The following is a 16610-nucleotide window of genomic DNA, read 5'->3' on the forward strand; positions in this document are numbered from 1 at the left end:
AAACGCTCTGACCTGTTCCCTGCATTCTTCGGTTTGCCCTTTCCCTGCATGGACGAGCGCCCATCCCGGCCATTCCGGATGGTAGTTTTTCGCTATGCCGGCAAAGGTGTCTCCACCTGCATCACCGCTAACGTTGTGTAGCGTAAACCCTCCTTCGTCTCCGATTGTCTCGAGATAGGCTTTTACAAAATCAGCCATTATTGTTCTCCAGTTCAATTTCGATTATCATTGTCTTATCCGCGTTCTCTATCTCGACACGATGTGCCTCGGCATTTTTCAAACGCTCATCTGCAGCAAGTGTTTTTTCCCGCTGCCGCAACATCAACCCTGTCCGAATGCTCACATAAATACCCGCTATTGCAGCTGTAATCGTTACCGCATTCGATATGTACCCCGGTACTAACTCAAGCGCTCCCGCAACCCAGCCCCCTATCGTTGTACTCACCGCTGCACCGCTGGCTATCAGTCCAGTTAAAACATTGTGCGCGAAAATCGGCATTTGATTATGAGGGCTCATCTTCAGTCATTTAACTGTTGCAGATAACCTTTCGACAGACACACGATAGTTCACCAAATCTTTCTCGATACAAATGTAATTCCTCCTTGTATTGCTCGCGGCTATTGCGGTTGTACCGCTGCCGCTTGCATTATCCAATACTACATCTCCTTCATCGGTATATGTTTTGATGAGGTACTCAAACAACGCAACCGGCTTCTGCGTGCTGTGATAGATCTTCTCTGTCGTATTTGCGAAATCAATAACATCCTTCGGATACCTCACGCCTGGGTTGACAGTTTGTGACCGCTTCAGCTCACGGTACACACCCGGCTTAGACTTCGCTGACCGTTTTGACACGTATGGCTTACCTTCCGAAAACTGCGGGTTGTACTTTGTTCTCCCCCTCGCGAAGACAAGAATGTCTTCGTGAATGCGAAGCGGCATTTTCTTTGCATTGAGAAACCCGACCGCTCTTGTTTTTCGCCACACCCACTTATACCTATACCACTTGCGTTTGCTGTTGATCAGCTCATTCGCAAAGGGCTGTGTCGCCGTCAATACGACTGCCCCTCCCGGCTTCAGAATGCGTTCATATTCTTTCCATAGCTGATCGAGATTCAGTTTCACGTCCCAGACACATGCGGTTATCCCATAAGGCAAATCACATAACACCATATCAACACTTTTGTCCGGAAAAGATGGCAATATGTCAAAGCAATCTCCCGGAATAATCTCATTTACCATCATCACGTTATAGGTCCACTCTCCTCTTCCTGTTGTTGCACCAGCTTCAGCCCCAGCCTCCGCATAGCGACGGCCACAGGCTGCTTGGTTACATCTGCTGCTACAAACATCGCTTCGATGTCGGCAACGGTGCAGGGCATGGCTTCGCCTTCGTCGAGGTGGGCGCTGATACGGTCGTATACCTGCTGTGCATCGCCTGGTATGCTTTCCTGCAGCGTCCAGTCACCGGTTTCGTCGTCCTGCTGCCAGTGCTGCAGGGGGAAGTAAGATGCCATCCCAGGCAGTGGTAACATGCCTTCAGAGACGTAATGAGTTGCCAGTTCACTGCCATCGGGTGACAGCCCGGTTCCAAACATTCCTTTTCCGTTCGGCATCAAATTTGCCAGCGTCCTCCCGACAGTGTCATGCGGGCATGGAATTATTATGCAACGTTGATCATGCATAGATTTTCGCTTTTCTGTTGAGTTCACGTTCTATTGTCGTGATGATGGTGTCCGCGGGATTGTCGAAGACAAGCAGGATGCCGTAGAGGCGGCCTTTGTAGAACATCGACGTTCCCGCTCTCGAACCTATGTAGAGGTTATAGTTACCGTAATTACCATCAACTCCTTGATCGTCAGTACCCAAAGCTTCCTGTACCCCATCTACACGCACGAGACATATATTTCCAGATATACTACTGATACCTGTTACAACATTAGAGGTTGGTGCCGCATACTTACTTAAAATAGGACCGGAATTTTCGCCAATCGTCCCTTTACTTGCCATTCTGTATGATCTATTAACCGAAGATGACGGCGCTGCTAATTGAAAAACATAATCGTTAGTGATATAGTTATTACTCAACTCAATCAACGCTGTATTAGATTCATCACTTTCTTTCCTTATCGCTGCACTCACAAACACTTCATCGACTTCCGGTTGCATGCCGGTGACTTTCAGGTACTGATTCGTACCGTTGAAGGCGAGGTACAGCGGGAAGTTCTGCCAATCGTAATCAGCGGGATTTGCGTCGACGTCACCTACTCGCTGGTATTCCGGCAGGTCAACGCCGTCGTTGGTGTAGCGGAGGTCGGCTTTTGTCACGGTGACCTGAGTTGCGGTGTCGTTACTAAGCCGCACTAATTGTAACTGATAGCCCGTTTGGTTTTCGTATTGCATCGTGTGCTCGACATCATAACGTGTTGGCGTTGATGTTAAATCGATTTTACGATCAGTAAATTCCAATGGCCCATCTGCGTAATTTCTTGCCAAGCGTAAAGTAATGCTACCCGTACCTGACAAAACCATACTCAATTTTGCAGTTGTCCCAACTGGCGCAGGAGTATACCAATAGTAACTTAATCTCGAATTTACATCAGGCAAATTAAGTACATTGGTTCCCGTTACTGTAGCGTTACTATATTTACCCCAAGTATTCGCACTTATATCCTCCGTATTTTTAAACCCGTTCACCCTTGCGCTCAATACCGGACTATTGATGTCAGCAGGCTGGTAAGGGTGGTAGCCATACGTTTCACGCAGTGAGATGTTGTCAACGGTTATCGAGCCCGATGCTTGCTGTGATGATAAAAACACATATAAACCACCTGAGGTATCGCCTACTCGTTTAACCAGTGCACGGTGCGTCCCCACGGCGCTTGGTAATTGTGTGCTTCTCAAGAGACGGAAGTCCGAATCATTGTGAACAGCTATTATATTGCCTGTGCTGGGCTGTAATGTATTTTCTACAACGTCATACTGCAGCCAGTACAGGGATCCAACCGGTGCACTGTTACTTTGTATCTCCTGCTTAAATAAAGCCCTCGATACTCCTGTCGCTTCGACGGTTACCCTTCCGCTTTCCACCGTTCCCGCCGTGCTCCATCCCGTAGCCCCGTCGCTAAAGTCCCCGTTCGTCACGAGCTCCGGACCGAGGCGTTGGCGCTGGCTGCCGTCGAGCATCAGGCCGACTGGCTGTTCAACACCGGTCACCGGCGTCGTGCCGTTCGCGTCCTGGTAGAGCCGGCCTTCGTCGTACATGCTGTCGAGGCTCATGCACTCGACACCCGTGCGGCCACGGAACACCGCGTCCCACAGCTGTTCGGAGGTCCACTCGTTGCTGTAGCCCAGGCGCTCGAGGGCGGCAGAGGTAGAGTTTATCAGCTGCTCAACCTGGTTTAGTATCCGTCTTTTTTCCCAGCCCATGTTAGTAAACGTTTAAGATTGCTGATACAGTTGCTGCAGAACCGCCAGCCGTAGCGTATATCCAGATTTTAGAGGCGGGAGCGATCGAGGGCCAGAAAAACCTTTTCCCTCCGCCGGGATGTTCCGCCAGCTTGCCATCGCTGCCGTCATCGACAATACCAGGAGTATCGTCCTGGCCACTTGCCTTATACGTGAGAGTGATGGGATTATCGCTCACGACCTCAAGGCCGAAACTCCCGCTCGCACCAAGATTTTTGATGTTAACCTCGATGCCCTGTGAAGTTGTTGCTGCGGGAACGAGAAGATCGTCGAAAATGACTTTTTCAACCATAATTACCCCATCTTTAAAGTTTCTTGTTATTTGATTATCCTCATCGTACTTATAAACCCACCCCCGCGCCACAAGAACCTCGGCAACCCATGTCAACGTCAAACGCACGTCTCCTCTTGGGCTTACGATCCATGTATAATCTTCTGCCATAGCGTGTTAGCGCTTTATCATTAAGAAGTTTCTGCTTTCACTCTCAAATCATGCCCACCCTTTGCAACAACCGCTCGCAGCCTCCGTGCATCTTCAGTACTGATCAGCTTAACCTGTAAAGGATCAAGTCTGCCTCCAACGTTTTTGTGCATAACGCGGGGATTCCCTGCCGTATCGTAACCGACAACCTCCCATTCTGAACCGATTCCGTAGTCAGCTCCATAACCGTCAGGATCCATGAAATCCGCTGTCCACGTCTCGCGAGTTCCCCTGTCCGGCATATCGGCATCCTCAACAAGCTTATACGGCACACCCGCCGGAACGTTTTTGTTGGCGATAACAACAGGATTTTTACCGGTTGCTGGGGTAATGACCGCAATGCCTTTGTCTGTCGGGTATATGATTTTCATTGTCCGATTATCTGAATATTGCCAAGAAAACATGGTCAGGGTTGATGGCTACATTATGGCTGCCCCCATCGCTCTTTCCCGTAAAAACGGTTACTGATGCAGCCAGGACACCACTCTCATCGATGACTATCTTCTGGTTACGATCATTGCGAGACACACCAGGGCAAACGCAATAGTTCGCGTCAGGCATGGCCGTTTCAAAATGTGCCGTATAATCTCCGGTATCATTGTCCGTAATGCTGTCAACATTGCCCGATCCGCGAATAGATACCGTGCCGACTCCATTAAAACTAACCCACGCCCTGGCGCTGAAAGAAGGAGCAGAGCCGCTTGCCGTGTTCAGTTCTGCCGGCTCATGATCATCGACATACTCCTTGGTGGCGGCATCCCGATTGGCTGCGGGAGGCACAAGCCCTGTAATCTCGACAGCGTCCGGTTTGAACAGTGCAACGGTTTCGCTGTCGGTACTATTGCGGATCAACAGGGGGTAGTTGTCGTTATTCGGGATAACCTTCAAGCCGGCCCCGGACGTGAAGATGATCTTCGTACCGTCCGAAAACTTAATGCCCTTCCCGTCCGCCGATAGAGTGATGTCCGTATCAGACACCGCATTTTGCAGATACTTTGTCGGGTAATGAACCCACCTGCCTGGCGTACCAAGGCTTTGCCCGAACGGGATAATGACATTCACGCCATCCGCGGTCACAGTCGATGACGAGTCGAATTTGTAGCACATCATTATGCCGGAAACAAAGGCCCAGCATACGGAGCCGCCGACCTTCATTCCGGCGACGTTCCGGTCAACACAGTTGATCGATCCGCCCGTCAACGCTGTTTTAATATTCAGGTTTGCCATTTATGTCCGCTCCTTGAAATTCAGTGATACAATTTTGTGCTCTCTGCCGTGCATAACTGCAATAGGCTCACTATCGAGGCCTATAAACATATTTTTCTCAAACCCCTGTTCAGACAACACCCATACCATGGGAGTTTTCCCGAAAGGTAGCCAGAGCTTTTCCATAAAATCATAGTAATGGTCGAACCCTTTAGGGTCTTTGGCCTGCAGTCCGGAATACATAACCATGTATCCGGAAGGCTTACGCAACACCCTTGCCGACTGATAGTAAAAGCTTCCGTCGTTCAGTTCGACTTCCGTCGCGTGGTCATCGGAAGAACACTTGAAAGAATCGTGCTCGAAATCCCTGAAATAGAGGGTTTCCCCGCCTTTCAAAAGACCAACGCTGACGTATTCATCATTGGCAGCGGTCAACGTGATGTCGATCGTCCGCGACATACTGGTCGGATCGAACTCGGCAAAAAGAATACCGTCCTGGCCGGACCAGTTGTCATAGGTTTGCCTCCACGCCTCCTGAACGCCCTCTTCGTCAACCCAGGCAACCGTACTGCCGTCATAGCCTTCTCCGGCAGTAATAGTAAAACCGGACTCGTCTTCCCCCCATTCGTAAGTGGCCGGAACAATAACCTCCAGGGTGACAGAGGTCGCGTTGGTCTTGATGATTGCAAAAGCAGACGCCAGGCCCGGTTCCTCGACTCGCAAAACACAGGAGTTCCCCCCTACGGTCCGAAACGGTTTCCTCGGATGATCGTTTTGGAGATTAGAAAGTGGGTAACCGGGATCCGCCACACCACTTTGCAAACTGACCGCACCCACCGTATCATTGTAAATAACCCTGCTCATAGTGTCAGCGCCGCCTCCCCGACAACCGTTACCTTATCGGCAGCGGCCCCGAATTCATACTGTACCGATCGCATAACCATTTCACCGTTTACCTGTTCGACCTGACGATCATCGATCCACGTAAGATGCCGGCCACAGACAAACTCACCGTGCAACTCCATCGCCCCGATGCCGACCTGCGGCAACCCGTGATACTCGGCAGCCTTTTGCAAATACCTGTTATCCGTCGAAAAAAATGACTGACCCGCATTCAGCTCCTGACCGAAAAGAGTGTTCCCAACGATATACTTTTTCGAAGCGCTGTCGTACACGCTGTTGAGCGGCGGATTGTAGGAATATTTGGGCGTCCGGAGAAAATCAAACCTGCCAAAGCTATACGCAGAACCATATTCAGAATCCGCATCCAACAGGTAAAGCGTCCCACCATCGATGTAGAAAAAATGCCCAAAATACGCGGCCACCAGATCGGCCACATCGAGCAGCAAAGAATCACCACTCACTGAACCGGCTATTGCAGGATCGGGACTCACTGCCAAAGAACTGTCAAGCGTCAAACCCATCTTGGCGCACAGCTTTGTAAAGAACCCACCGATCAAGGTATTTGTATTTCCCCAGGTAGCGAGCGACGTCCCCCCGGCGATAACGAACTGAACGTCCGGCTCCCAAGAACTGCCGCCATCGAAAGACACACGCAAATACTTGTCGCTGTCTTGATAAGAATTGTGCCATGACGACCCGTTCACGCTGTACTGCACGGTAAGCGTCTTGCCGTCTCCCGGAATCGGCAGATAAGGATCGGAATACATTTCGTATTCGGCTCCGAACTCGTCGAACTCCTGCAACATCAAGACCCCCGAACACAGAGCCGAAGCACTTGTTTCATCACTGCCGGTAACCTGCATCTCAGCCTGCAGCTGCCTCAGAGGCGGATACGTCCCTATCAAACGGAACAATTCGGGAGTAAAGACAAGAGTAGGAGCGGACACCCGCAAATAACCGCCGTGCAGCTGATTGCTCCGGACGGTCACAGGATCGATGCGTTCAACAACGCCGTGCCATTGATGCTCGAGCGCCTCGGTCCTTGTCGAGCATCGCACCTTTTCCCCATTGTATGGTATAGTGAGTAACAGCATACGCTTAAAACTCCTGCCGCAACGTTCTGCTCAATCCTGCGGCGATACGCTTTTCAGCCTTTACCCGATTTTTCTCCAGAAAGGCCCTGAACTGCTGCCCGTCGATGGTTAAAGTCACCGATTGCCGTTCATTGCGTAACGCTCGAAGCTCCGCGACCACGTGCGACATATCCGCCGCAGTCGGCACAAACGGCGTAATATACCCGTCAGACCGGGGTATGAACAGTTCTGGCCGACGTTCCCCGACAATGTAAGACTGCCCGGCCGACACCGGCCCTCCTTTTTCCCGAAACTCGATGGTAGCAGGTGTTTCGGCGTTATAGGAAGACCCGGCATACGAAGACGCCTCCATCACACCCGCTGCATCGAACGCGCCGTACAGCGCACTTACCGCCGGGGCGACCGATGCCGCTACATCCTGCGCCTGTAAAACCAGATCAGCCATTTCTTTTGCGGTAAGCCCGCCTGACAACGCGCCGGCGACCAGCTCATTCAAAATAGGCTGCATCATCGGCATGACAGCCTCGTTAACCGCCTGGCTGATCGCCATTTGCTTGATGCTTTCGACAATCTGTTCCTCGAGCGACTCGGCGATCAACCGCCCGGCATGGTCAGCATCCTCGGCGGTCTCGATGGCAGACGCAAACATCGAAGCCGTGCTATCAGCGGTAATGCCGAGAAGAGTTGCAGCCGTCTCAGCCCACTGTGCATCCAATACATCTGCATACCCTTCGACCTGTTTTGCCAGGTACTCGTACTTGATCGACAGCCTTTCAAGAGATGATTCGAGCGACGTCTTTGTCACAGCGTCCATAGCCATACCAATCTCGTCCATCGAAGAGATGAACTCAGTCAATTCGGGCAACTCTTCCTGCGACCTGTCTTTTAGCAAACGGCCGTAGGTACTGTCATGCCCGGGATACCCCGGATCATGGAGATTGGCGACACCTGCATACGTATAGTCTGCTTTCGACAGAAGCTCGGCAGAAAATGTACCCCCGGACAGAGCGGACTGCACAATGCTATCGTACACCTGCATTCTCGCCTGTTCTCTTTGTTGCCGTGCCTGCTCTCTTTCGTCATCGCCGCCGAATAGAGACCCTGCGAGCCCGATCACGCCGCCGATCACAGCGCCGATAGGATTACCACCCGCAATCTCCATACCAGCCAACGCCATACCGGCAGTACTCGAAAGAGCATCGCCAACATCTCCCCCAATAGTTTGTCCCGTCCCTATCAGCAGATTGCCGATTGCCCTCACTCTTGCGTTTGTCGGATCGGCCCCGGGAATCTCATCAAGTTTTGAAGCAAGCGTCAGCTGCTCGATGGCCGTTGCGAAGTTACCCGCACCTTGCAGATCGTAGCCCATCACATCGAGCGAATCCCCGATCATATAGAGCGCTTCGATCTGCTTATCTGCTTTATACAGCCCTTCCTCAACCGATTCCCGGTTAGCTTCGGTGCCGAAAAAAGAACTGCCGAAAACCTCATACTGCTGTGTCCCGAAAAGATCCGGCCTGTTCTTGATCATCGAATCAATGTCCGCCTGAAACGTACCGTCCATCGACGCCTTGAAATAATCCAGCTTGAACGCTGCATCATCCAACCCACCGATGAACTCATCGAACGAAATCTTTCCTTTACCGTAGAGCAGCGTCAGATTGTCAACCGCAAGCTTTTCCGCATCCTTGGCACTCGTCAATCCCTCGATCGCCTCATACTCTTTCCTGTACCACTGTTCTGCACTTTCCAACGCCTTGGCTACTTCGCGCTGCCTCTTTTCCGCATCGCCCGTAACCGACCCAAGATCATTTACTTTCCCTGCGGTATTGCCCGAAGCCTTGCTAAGTTTTTTCTGCTCCTCCGCCACTTTGGCAGACGCTTCTGCTGCTTCTTCAAAAGATGTTCTGAAGCGTGTCATAATCTGTTTCGAGGAAAGCCCCATCATCTCTTTAATCGCACTATCACCTCTAAACGGCGATTTGAATTTCGATTCGCTTTCCCTGTACTCCAGCCAATTAATTTCTCGATCCCACTCCTCATCTGTCATGGGTTTCAGCCCCTGCTGTTTTCTTGCCCAGTTCTCCTTCATCCTATCACCCTTATCGGAATCGACAAACGTATCCAAAGACGCAATGAAACCTCCTATAGCAGCACCCTTCTTACCGAACACCAGCGCTCCGATAATCCCGTACTCGATGACGTCCGGGTTTTCCAGGGCAAAATCAATCAACGGCTTAACCTTGTCGTAGACCCCCTCAGCAGATTTGGCAATTGCATCGATATAGCCTGGAGCATTCTTGACAACATCGCTGCCCATCTTTGCAAGATGTTCCGCGAAATCACCAATATCATCCTTGTGATCGACGATATATTTGGTAAGCTCATCGACGGCAGGATTAAGGGTATCGAGCACACGGTCGAACGCGCCGGACTCCATGACGGCAAACCCGATCTGCTCCTTCATGTCGCCATATCGATTAGACAGCTGGTCGATTTTGCCTGAATAGGTATCGGCGGCTCCTGCCGCTGAGCCTCCCATCTGTCCGGCAATTTCATCAAGGATCATTTTCTGCGCTTCGGCAATCCGGTTTGTTGCGACCATCTTCTTCATCATCTTCTTCTGGGCCTCAGTAAACTGGATACCTGCCCTGCTCATCGCCGATGCACCAAGAACAGGGTCGTTGAGCGCTTTACCGAGCTGGATCGCTGCGCTTTTAAGGTCGGTCTGCATAACAGTCGCCATATCAAGAACGGCCATGGACGCCCCGCTGAAAACATCGTCAGAAACGTTCTTGAACGTCAAAAGGATCGACTGCATTTCAAGTATGGCTTCATCGCCAAACGCTGTCTGGTTCTGTAGCGAAGAAGCCATCGCCTTGATCTCCTCGGCTGCATACCCTGCCGCACCCCCGGTCGCGCGAATGACGTCGGCAACCTTCTTTTCAGCGTCCTGCTGTGTCTGTGCAAGCTTGATGGAGTCGGTAACAAAATCATTGAATTTACGGATACCCTGAACCGCGAAAGCCCCCACAGCGATACCCCCGAGAGCTTTCAGGCTACCGCCCAGTATGCCGACGTTTTTATCGACGTTCTTAATGGAAGTCGCAAACTGCTTGACCGCCTTGTCGGCAGCATTCTCGGCGACAATCCTCATTTTTATGTCTTCAGCGGTAACGGCCATGATTTCGTTTCTGTTCTTCCCGTTCTTCAAATTCTATCCTGTACAGCGCAATCCAGTGAGCGAACTCGTCGTAGCTTATCTCCCGCATCGCGCGGGCCACCGGCATACCGAGCTCACGGGCAAGACCGAACCAGTTCCTCAGTTCTGGTTCGGATCTGAGTTTCCCTCCGCATCCTCAACGGAAATACGTTCCTGCATTTTCGACGCGAGCTCCGTGAGGTCCGGCTGGAAAGGAAGTTTCCGGAGCGCCTCAGCGTCTGCGTTCTTGAACAGGCGCTTTCCGTTCTCGTCCAGCGCCTTCAGCACGACAAGGTTCACCATGAAAAACACGGCAGGATCATCGTCGTGAGTCATTTTCTTGACGACTGCAGTCTCATGCGGCGTCGTCGGTTTGAAATAGACCCGGCGCCCGAACCCGGCCACATAATGGGATTTGAGGGGAACAAGCGACGCCTTCTCTTTCAATTCATCGATAAAAGCCATGGTTTTCTCATTTAGGCAACGACCCCTTCGGTCGGCCTGGTTGTAAATTCAAGAATGTATTTCCCTTCTTTCACCTGGTTGCGGCCCTGGCCTCCCGACGTGGGCGTCTGGGTCACATACGCCGTGCCCGTCTGGCTCTCATTGCCGGAGGTATGCCCTTCAGGGTAATACCCGGCCGTGACGGTGGAAGCGTTTTCATACGCGGTGTTGAGAGCCAGCTGGCCGTTCGTGTCGGTCTTGTCGATCTCGACGTCGATCTCGAGCCGCCACAGCTCCTCGGCCGTACCAAGGTCTATCGCCTGGGGTTCCGCACCGAGCGGGTGCGAAACGATCGTTTGACGTTGCGGCGGAATGAGGGCTGCGTCGACGATTCCGGCAATCTCGTTCGACCCGACATAGACCTCAGCGGTATTGGTTGATGTTGCCATTGTTTACCTTCTCCGGTTTAGCAGTTTCAGTTTTCTTCTGTTCATCTTTTAATTTCCATCCCTTCCGGAGCAACGAATCCGCCACCCAGTCGAGGGTTTTTTGTTCACCGTACATCGGATGCGTGATCACCACGTACTTGTCAGAGTGCTGTTTCGGCATCGCCGTCCTCCGTTTTATAAGTTGCTTCGTAAACCATCCTCAGGATCCCGTGACTCACCGCCGCATTGCCGAAATACTTGCTCTCGGCCGTCGCATAGGCGAGATTCGTCACCAAACCGCCGAAGAACCGGCGATTCTCGAAGTCGCCGTACAGCGCGTCCTCAACTTCAACCTGGATCCTGTCAGCAGTATCGTCGTACTCAACCCCGGCGACATACGCATCGATGACGATGTCCACCGCCTTCTCGGTCGCCTGCAGCGTACCGCCGACCGACCGCTCCCTGCCGCAATACACGCAGATCCCCGGCATGGAACCGGCAGTCACCGGATGAACCCTCGAACGGTAGACCCGGTCGCCAGTCGTCGGGAGGCCGAAGAGAATGCCCGTACCGTCACGTTTGGCCAACCGGTCGCGTATCTGCGTTCTCACGTGCGCCATTATGGAGCCTCCTCGAGCGAGAGTACCGTGACACCCGTTCCGTCCGGCCTGACGTTGGTGATGACGTACTCGCCGGCGTGTTCACCGTCCTCGATCGTCAGCGCGTCGCCCTGTACAGCCGCGGCGACATCCTCGGTCCGGCAATGCGCGACCGGTTGGGACGACGAGATATCGACCTCTTCCCCCGGCACGGCATAGTAATCATCCTCGACGATCGCACTGATCGTCTCCCCTTTGAACGTCGCCAACACCGCGAAACCGTAATCGGTATCGAAAAACAGGCCGATGTCCTCGTTAAAAGCCATTATCGTTCCGTCATTTTCGTTAGCAGACCGGCTTCGGGGTTGTCAACCTTCTGCCCCTTGCCTCCTGTCCGGCCACTCTTGCTTTCGACAACCGGTTCGGCTTTCTTCATGCCGATCAGGAGTTTCGCGTCCATGGCTGTCACTATGATAATTGCTCCCGCTTTAACGCTTTTGCCCCCGGCAATGCAGTCTTTCTGAATCCTGATTTTCATGGTTTTTTGTTTATGGACAGAAACCTTGCCGAACAAGGCGCTGCCGGTTTTCGTGGTTAGCATCACGCTCTCATTTACGGATTCTCGGAAACACAGAAGCTCTCCGGATGGCGCAGCGCGACATCGCAATCCTGCAGGATGACGATCCTCAGCGTACCGTCCTGCGCCGAACTGTACGGATCGGCAATCACGTCCAGCCCCGACCAGAACCCGATCAACAGATCCGCCCAGTTGCCGAGAATCATTCGTTTCACCGAGTTATAGACCGCGTTCGTTGAAGGGTAGCGCGGATAGCCGATCAGGCCGCTTTCACCCGGAGCGATAATCTTCGAGGCGTCGCCGCTCTCGATGCTGGTCTTCTTGCAGACGCCGACGAGCGTCGGATGCAGGATCCATGCAAGATCAGCGCCGTCAACGAGGGCGTTGTCCTCGGCGACAGCCGTCTCCATGTCGATAACGTTGGCGTAGATCGGGGCATGCGCGCCGAGAAGCGTCACGGAATTGACGCCGGTCTGATTGATCACGCCCGTCGGTTCATTGCTCGATCCCGTGCCGGAAAGAGCGCCCCGGTCGATACCGATAGCCATACCGCGAGCCATGTCACGGCGAACGAGCATCTCGACATCGCCCGAAGCCTGCAGCCGCATCTGCCGGCTAATCTTGACGTGCATGCCGTAGGTCTTGTCGGAGAGCGTCACCGAATCGTAGCTCGGGGTTTTTTCCGGAGTATCGCCCGATTCACCGACCCAGCCGCCGATCATCTCTTCATCACGGCGGGGAATCGAGACGCTGCCGCTCAGATCCCGGAGCACCGTAGCACCGGCCTGAATAACCCGGCTCTGCGCGTCGAGATAATCGATGAAGCTGCCGGCAAGCACACTGGTCTGCTTGAACACGCCGCCATCGCCGGCCACGGTCAGCTCACGCCGGTTCCTGAAAGGATTGAACGCACCGCGCAGGACGTCGACAGGCACCAAAACCCCCTGCGGAGCCTTGTTCGATCTCGCAGCCGCAGCGTCTGAAACTTCCAGTTCATAAGCGGCCTTCTCTCTGGCATCCCTGCTGTTCGGGTTTGCGAGCAGGTTGACGAGGTTCATGAACCGGAACCTGTTGATCTCCTTCTCCGACAAGCCGATAGAGAGATCGACTGTAGCGTCCTCGATCGCTCGCTTTTCGGCTTCGTCCTGCGCTTTCTTCAGCTCCGGCAAATACCGTTCCTTGAACTCGTCAAACGACAAATTGTCGGCAATAGCGTCCGAGGCGATACGCCGTCCACCGGTGAAAATATCACTGTTCAGGTCGGCCACGAGGCTGATCCTCGTGTGGTCGCTTTCCATCTTGACTTCGACAGTCTGCGCTGGTGCGGGAGTCTGTTCCCCGCGTTCACCAGCTCTGTTGTTTTTTTCGGGTTCCATCTCCCGTTCCTCCTTCTCGTTATGATTGAAAAACTGTTTACTGCGATAGACTACGGTGTCGAACTCCGCGTTCTCTGCCCGCTGGCGGAACCCGACGCCTTCATCCGCCGGGATACTCACGCTCGATACCTCATAGGGACGCCATTTGGTAACGTGATAAACGCCTGGGGAGTCCCGTTTCGGCGGTTCGGCCTCGATCACCTCCTCGATGACGTAGCCGACGCTGACGTTCTTGCGGATCCCGTCGTCGATATCGGCCTGCAGATCCTGTCCATCCCTTGACCGGCTGAACTTCAGGCCCGTCACTTTCAGTACGCGCCGTTCATCATCGAGCGCAACCGCTTCGATCACACCCGCCTGCAGGCCCCAGTCATGATCCTTGAGGAACGGAGCCCTGCCGGAGCCGATGAACGACAAATCAACGTTATCTTTCCCGTGCAGAAGCACCTCTGTGCCCTGGACATAACGCTCCTGCTCTTCCACCCACATCCAGCGACCTTCGACCGGAGCTTCGGACGAGAAATCAAATTCGTACACTTTTGCGCCGTCCTCGCCGGCTACTCTAACCGTCACCTCGGCCTGCCGGTAGTGAATGCCGGTTTTTACACGGACCTGTTCGTAATTATCAGTACTGATACTCTTTGGCATGGCCGTTGAGTTTATGTTTCGATTCACGTTCTTCAATTGCAGATTCAAGCACCTCTATTCTTCGCAGCAAACTCAAAAGAGCGCTGCGGTCACTGTTACCACTTCCAGACTTTCCGTCGCCGAAGATGGCGCTCATATCGATACCCGCGTTCTCGGCGTACTCCCGTTCCTTCTTGAGCGAATCGATCACCTCTTCGAATTCGACGCCCCGCTCAGCTGCAATCTCGGACAGGCTCTTTGCGCGCAGTCCGACCGTTTCCCGGTTGCCGACCGCCTCTTTCTGCGGATCGACCCACGCCCAGGACCGCGCCACCCAGCTCACCGCGTTGAGGTACTCACGGAACCGCGACACGTCGAGGCGCAGCTGTCCCGACGTGATGCCCATACGCAGCCAGTCCGGTAAAATCACCTCATGGAACCAGCCGACGAGCCACTGCTGCTTTTCCTGCCAGTTGTCACGCACTTCGAGGATCCCGATCCGGGCGGAACTGTAGTTCACGTCACTGAGGTCATTGGCAAGGCTGGTGTAGTTGATGTTGCCGGCAGAAGCGATGCCTCGAAGCAGTTTCGTCGAAAACGGATCGAACGCCGTCGTAGGGTGCGTCGGGTCGAACTGCTTGAAATCCCATCCTTCAGGAAGCGTCGCGAAGCTGGCTGTCTCCGAATCCATGTACTCGACTTCACCCGAATCGTCATTGCTGTTTTTAGCTCCTCCAGTCCCGTCGACGTAATCTCCCTCAGCTGCGGGATTCTTCGTAAAGAACCCGCCCTTTTCAGCGGCAATCCGCGCCTGTGTCACCTCGGCGTTTTCATACCGCTCAAGCATGTGCACCCGCTGCATACCGGCTGCCATCCATGGAAAACCGCGTTTCTGCTCGGCTTCTACAGGGAAGTAGAGATGCTCGATGAACCGCGCCGGAACCCGCTCGGCCCGGCCGCCCGAATAATCGCTCTGCATCCCGCGTTCACTGATCCAGTACGCGGCAACCTGTCCGTCCTCGTACTCGATGCCGTTGATGATCTCCGATCTTCCGGACAGTTTCTTGCTCATCTCTGTCGAAACCCGCATCGGATCGATCAGCTCCAGCTGGAACCCGAAGTCACCCGTGCCGAACCATTTGCGGATGAACACCTCGCCGTCACGGACAACGCTGAACACAATAACCCGTTCCATATCGGTTTTCGTCCATTGCGACCGCCGCATCGGTACGCCTTTCCTCCCCCACCGCTTCCAGCCGTTTTCGATCTCGGCATTCGTCCGTTTATCGAAGAGCGTATCCGAAAGCTTGACTTTCGCATCGAGCTTCACGCCGCGGGGCCCGACGATGTTCTGCACGTTCAGATTGATGTAACGGAGGTAGTATCCGTTGTTCGAGGCGAGCCAGCGAGACCGGCCGCGCAAAGCGCGGAGGTTCCTCGCGACAACCTCATCGCTCGACAGCGTGACCGACGGCCAGTCCATCGACAAACGGCTCTGCGCCGCAGCCAAAAACTGCCGTTTCGCCGCCGGGCCGTACAAGGAATGCTGTGACTGCTGTGACGCTCCTTGCCGCTGTTTCCCGCCAGCTGCGAGCAGCTCGGCGATCCTGCCGTTCTGGAGTAACTCGCTCATATGAACCTCACTTTCACGGCCCCGAACGCCGGTTTACCCGCCTTCCTGCGTTCCTCTGTCCGCACTTCGGCCCGGAACCGGTCACGAGCGGTAAGCAGCTCCTCAAAATCCCGGAACTCCATTGCCCGGCCAGCTATCTGATACTGCTTGTGTGGAGTAAAGAGTCCGTTCTTCATAATGGCCTCGACCGCTTCCAGTGCTACGCGAGCGGTACTCCGATCATCATAACCAGAACTTTTCTGTGCAAAATCCGGCTCGATCAGCACCGTGCCCGATCCTGCGTCCTTTCGGTCGATCCCGTTGGATACCTTTGCCTGGTAGCTGTAGGTACCTGGCTCCCATTCTGCCGTCGTCGAGGCGCTGACGATGAGATGATGCTCATCGGTCGAGCTGTACTGACTGCCGGTGATGACGATCTGTTTGCCGTTCTTGACCAGGTAATATGTCAACGTCCATGTGGGAGCCGAGTAATCCGGTAAACTGATCGTCCACTCGACAGAATCGCCCGCGGTCAGTGTTGATGGTGTATGTGTAAGAAGTGCCGCCATTCCAGTTTTTGCTTTTCAGCAAA

21 protein-coding genes are annotated in these 16610 nt (G+C 53.6%); all 21 read right to left on the reverse strand.

The features are described from left to right. Window positions 1-198 (reverse strand): glycosyl hydrolase 108 family protein (locus tag QZ209_RS07940; RefSeq protein ID WP_294346733.1); only part of this gene is annotated, 198 nt, incomplete at its 3' end. Then, window positions 191-517: a hypothetical protein gene (locus QZ209_RS07945; RefSeq protein ID WP_294346735.1), complete on the reverse strand. Its 327-nt coding sequence runs from the start codon at window positions 515-517 to the stop codon at window positions 191-193. The genes QZ209_RS07945 and QZ209_RS07940, both read right to left, overlap by 8 nt. A gap of 6 nt (window positions 518-523) precedes the next feature. After that, window positions 524-1246, reverse strand: a complete 723-nt coding sequence (locus QZ209_RS07950) for a site-specific DNA-methyltransferase (protein ID WP_366515762.1) — start codon at window positions 1244-1246, stop codon at window positions 524-526. Then, a complete protein-coding gene (locus tag QZ209_RS07955) occupies window positions 1246-1617 on the reverse strand; it encodes a hypothetical protein (protein WP_294346737.1) in 372 nt (123 codons plus the stop codon). The genes QZ209_RS07950 and QZ209_RS07955 overlap by 1 nt, the downstream gene beginning before the upstream one ends. 61 nt (window positions 1618-1678) lie before the next feature. Then, a complete protein-coding gene (locus tag QZ209_RS07960; RefSeq protein WP_294346738.1) occupies window positions 1679-3430 on the reverse strand; it encodes a hypothetical protein in 1752 nt (583 codons plus the stop codon). Window position 3431: 1 nt separating this feature from the next. Further along, a complete protein-coding gene (locus tag QZ209_RS07965; protein WP_294346740.1) occupies window positions 3432-3911 on the reverse strand; it encodes a hypothetical protein in 480 nt (159 codons plus the stop codon). A gap of 20 nt (window positions 3912-3931) precedes the next feature. Then, on the reverse strand, window positions 3932-4321 hold the full coding sequence (locus QZ209_RS07970) for a hypothetical protein (protein WP_294346742.1): 390 nt from the start codon (window positions 4319-4321) through the stop codon (window positions 3932-3934). Window positions 4322-4328: 7 nt separating this feature from the next. Beyond that, window positions 4329-5177, reverse strand: coding sequence for a hypothetical protein (locus QZ209_RS07975; protein WP_294346743.1), 849 nt, complete (start codon window positions 5175-5177; stop codon window positions 4329-4331). Then, window positions 5178-6020, reverse strand: a complete 843-nt coding sequence (locus tag QZ209_RS07980; RefSeq protein WP_294346745.1) for a hypothetical protein — start codon at window positions 6018-6020, stop codon at window positions 5178-5180. It lies immediately after the preceding gene. After that, window positions 6017-7153 carry a hypothetical protein gene (locus tag QZ209_RS07985; RefSeq protein ID WP_294346747.1) on the reverse strand — a complete coding sequence of 379 codons (1137 nt, stop codon included), beginning with the start codon at window positions 7151-7153 and terminating at the stop codon, window positions 6017-6019. The genes QZ209_RS07980 and QZ209_RS07985 overlap by 4 nt, the downstream gene beginning before the upstream one ends. Before the next feature lie 4 nt (window positions 7154-7157). Further along, window positions 7158-10337, reverse strand: coding sequence for a hypothetical protein (locus QZ209_RS07990; RefSeq protein WP_294346749.1), 3180 nt, complete (start codon window positions 10335-10337; stop codon window positions 7158-7160). Further along, window positions 10321-10443, reverse strand: coding sequence for a hypothetical protein (locus QZ209_RS07995; protein ID WP_294346751.1), 123 nt, complete (start codon window positions 10441-10443; stop codon window positions 10321-10323). The genes QZ209_RS07990 and QZ209_RS07995 overlap by 17 nt, the downstream gene beginning before the upstream one ends. Before the next feature lie 32 nt (window positions 10444-10475). Next, window positions 10476-10820, reverse strand: coding sequence for a hypothetical protein (locus QZ209_RS08000; RefSeq protein ID WP_294346753.1), 345 nt, complete (start codon window positions 10818-10820; stop codon window positions 10476-10478). An 11-nt stretch (window positions 10821-10831) separates the two neighbouring features. Beyond that, window positions 10832-11248 carry a hypothetical protein gene (locus QZ209_RS08005; RefSeq protein WP_294346755.1) on the reverse strand — a complete coding sequence of 139 codons (417 nt, stop codon included), beginning with the start codon at window positions 11246-11248 and terminating at the stop codon, window positions 10832-10834. Next, window positions 11223-11408, reverse strand: a complete 186-nt coding sequence (locus QZ209_RS08010) for a hypothetical protein (protein ID WP_294346756.1) — start codon at window positions 11406-11408, stop codon at window positions 11223-11225. The genes QZ209_RS08005 and QZ209_RS08010 overlap by 26 nt, the downstream gene beginning before the upstream one ends. Continuing rightward, on the reverse strand, window positions 11389-11847 hold the full coding sequence (locus QZ209_RS08015) for a hypothetical protein (protein WP_294346759.1): 459 nt from the start codon (window positions 11845-11847) through the stop codon (window positions 11389-11391). The genes QZ209_RS08010 and QZ209_RS08015 overlap by 20 nt, the downstream gene beginning before the upstream one ends. Beyond that, window positions 11847-12152, reverse strand: coding sequence for a hypothetical protein (locus QZ209_RS08020; protein WP_294346762.1), 306 nt, complete (start codon window positions 12150-12152; stop codon window positions 11847-11849). Before QZ209_RS08020 ends, QZ209_RS08015 begins: the two co-directional genes overlap by 1 nt. After that, window positions 12152-12427, reverse strand: coding sequence for a hypothetical protein (locus QZ209_RS08025; protein ID WP_294346764.1), 276 nt, complete (start codon window positions 12425-12427; stop codon window positions 12152-12154). The genes QZ209_RS08020 and QZ209_RS08025 overlap by 1 nt, the downstream gene beginning before the upstream one ends. A gap of 11 nt (window positions 12428-12438) precedes the next feature. Next, window positions 12439-14427: a phage major capsid protein gene (locus QZ209_RS08030; RefSeq protein WP_294346766.1), complete on the reverse strand. Its 1989-nt coding sequence runs from the start codon at window positions 14425-14427 to the stop codon at window positions 12439-12441. Next, window positions 14405-16039, reverse strand: a complete 1635-nt coding sequence (locus QZ209_RS08035) for a phage portal protein (protein ID WP_294346767.1) — start codon at window positions 16037-16039, stop codon at window positions 14405-14407. Before QZ209_RS08035 ends, QZ209_RS08030 begins: the two co-directional genes overlap by 23 nt. Next, entirely contained in the window at window positions 16036-16587 is a 552-nt protein-coding gene (locus tag QZ209_RS08040; RefSeq protein WP_294346768.1) for a hypothetical protein, read from the reverse strand. Before QZ209_RS08040 ends, QZ209_RS08035 begins: the two co-directional genes overlap by 4 nt. Window positions 16588-16610 lie beyond the last annotated feature (23 nt).

The sequence above is a fragment of the Prosthecochloris sp. genome (assembly GCA_015482705.2).
Classification (GTDB): Bacteria; Bacteroidota; Chlorobiia; order Chlorobiales; family Chlorobiaceae; genus Prosthecochloris.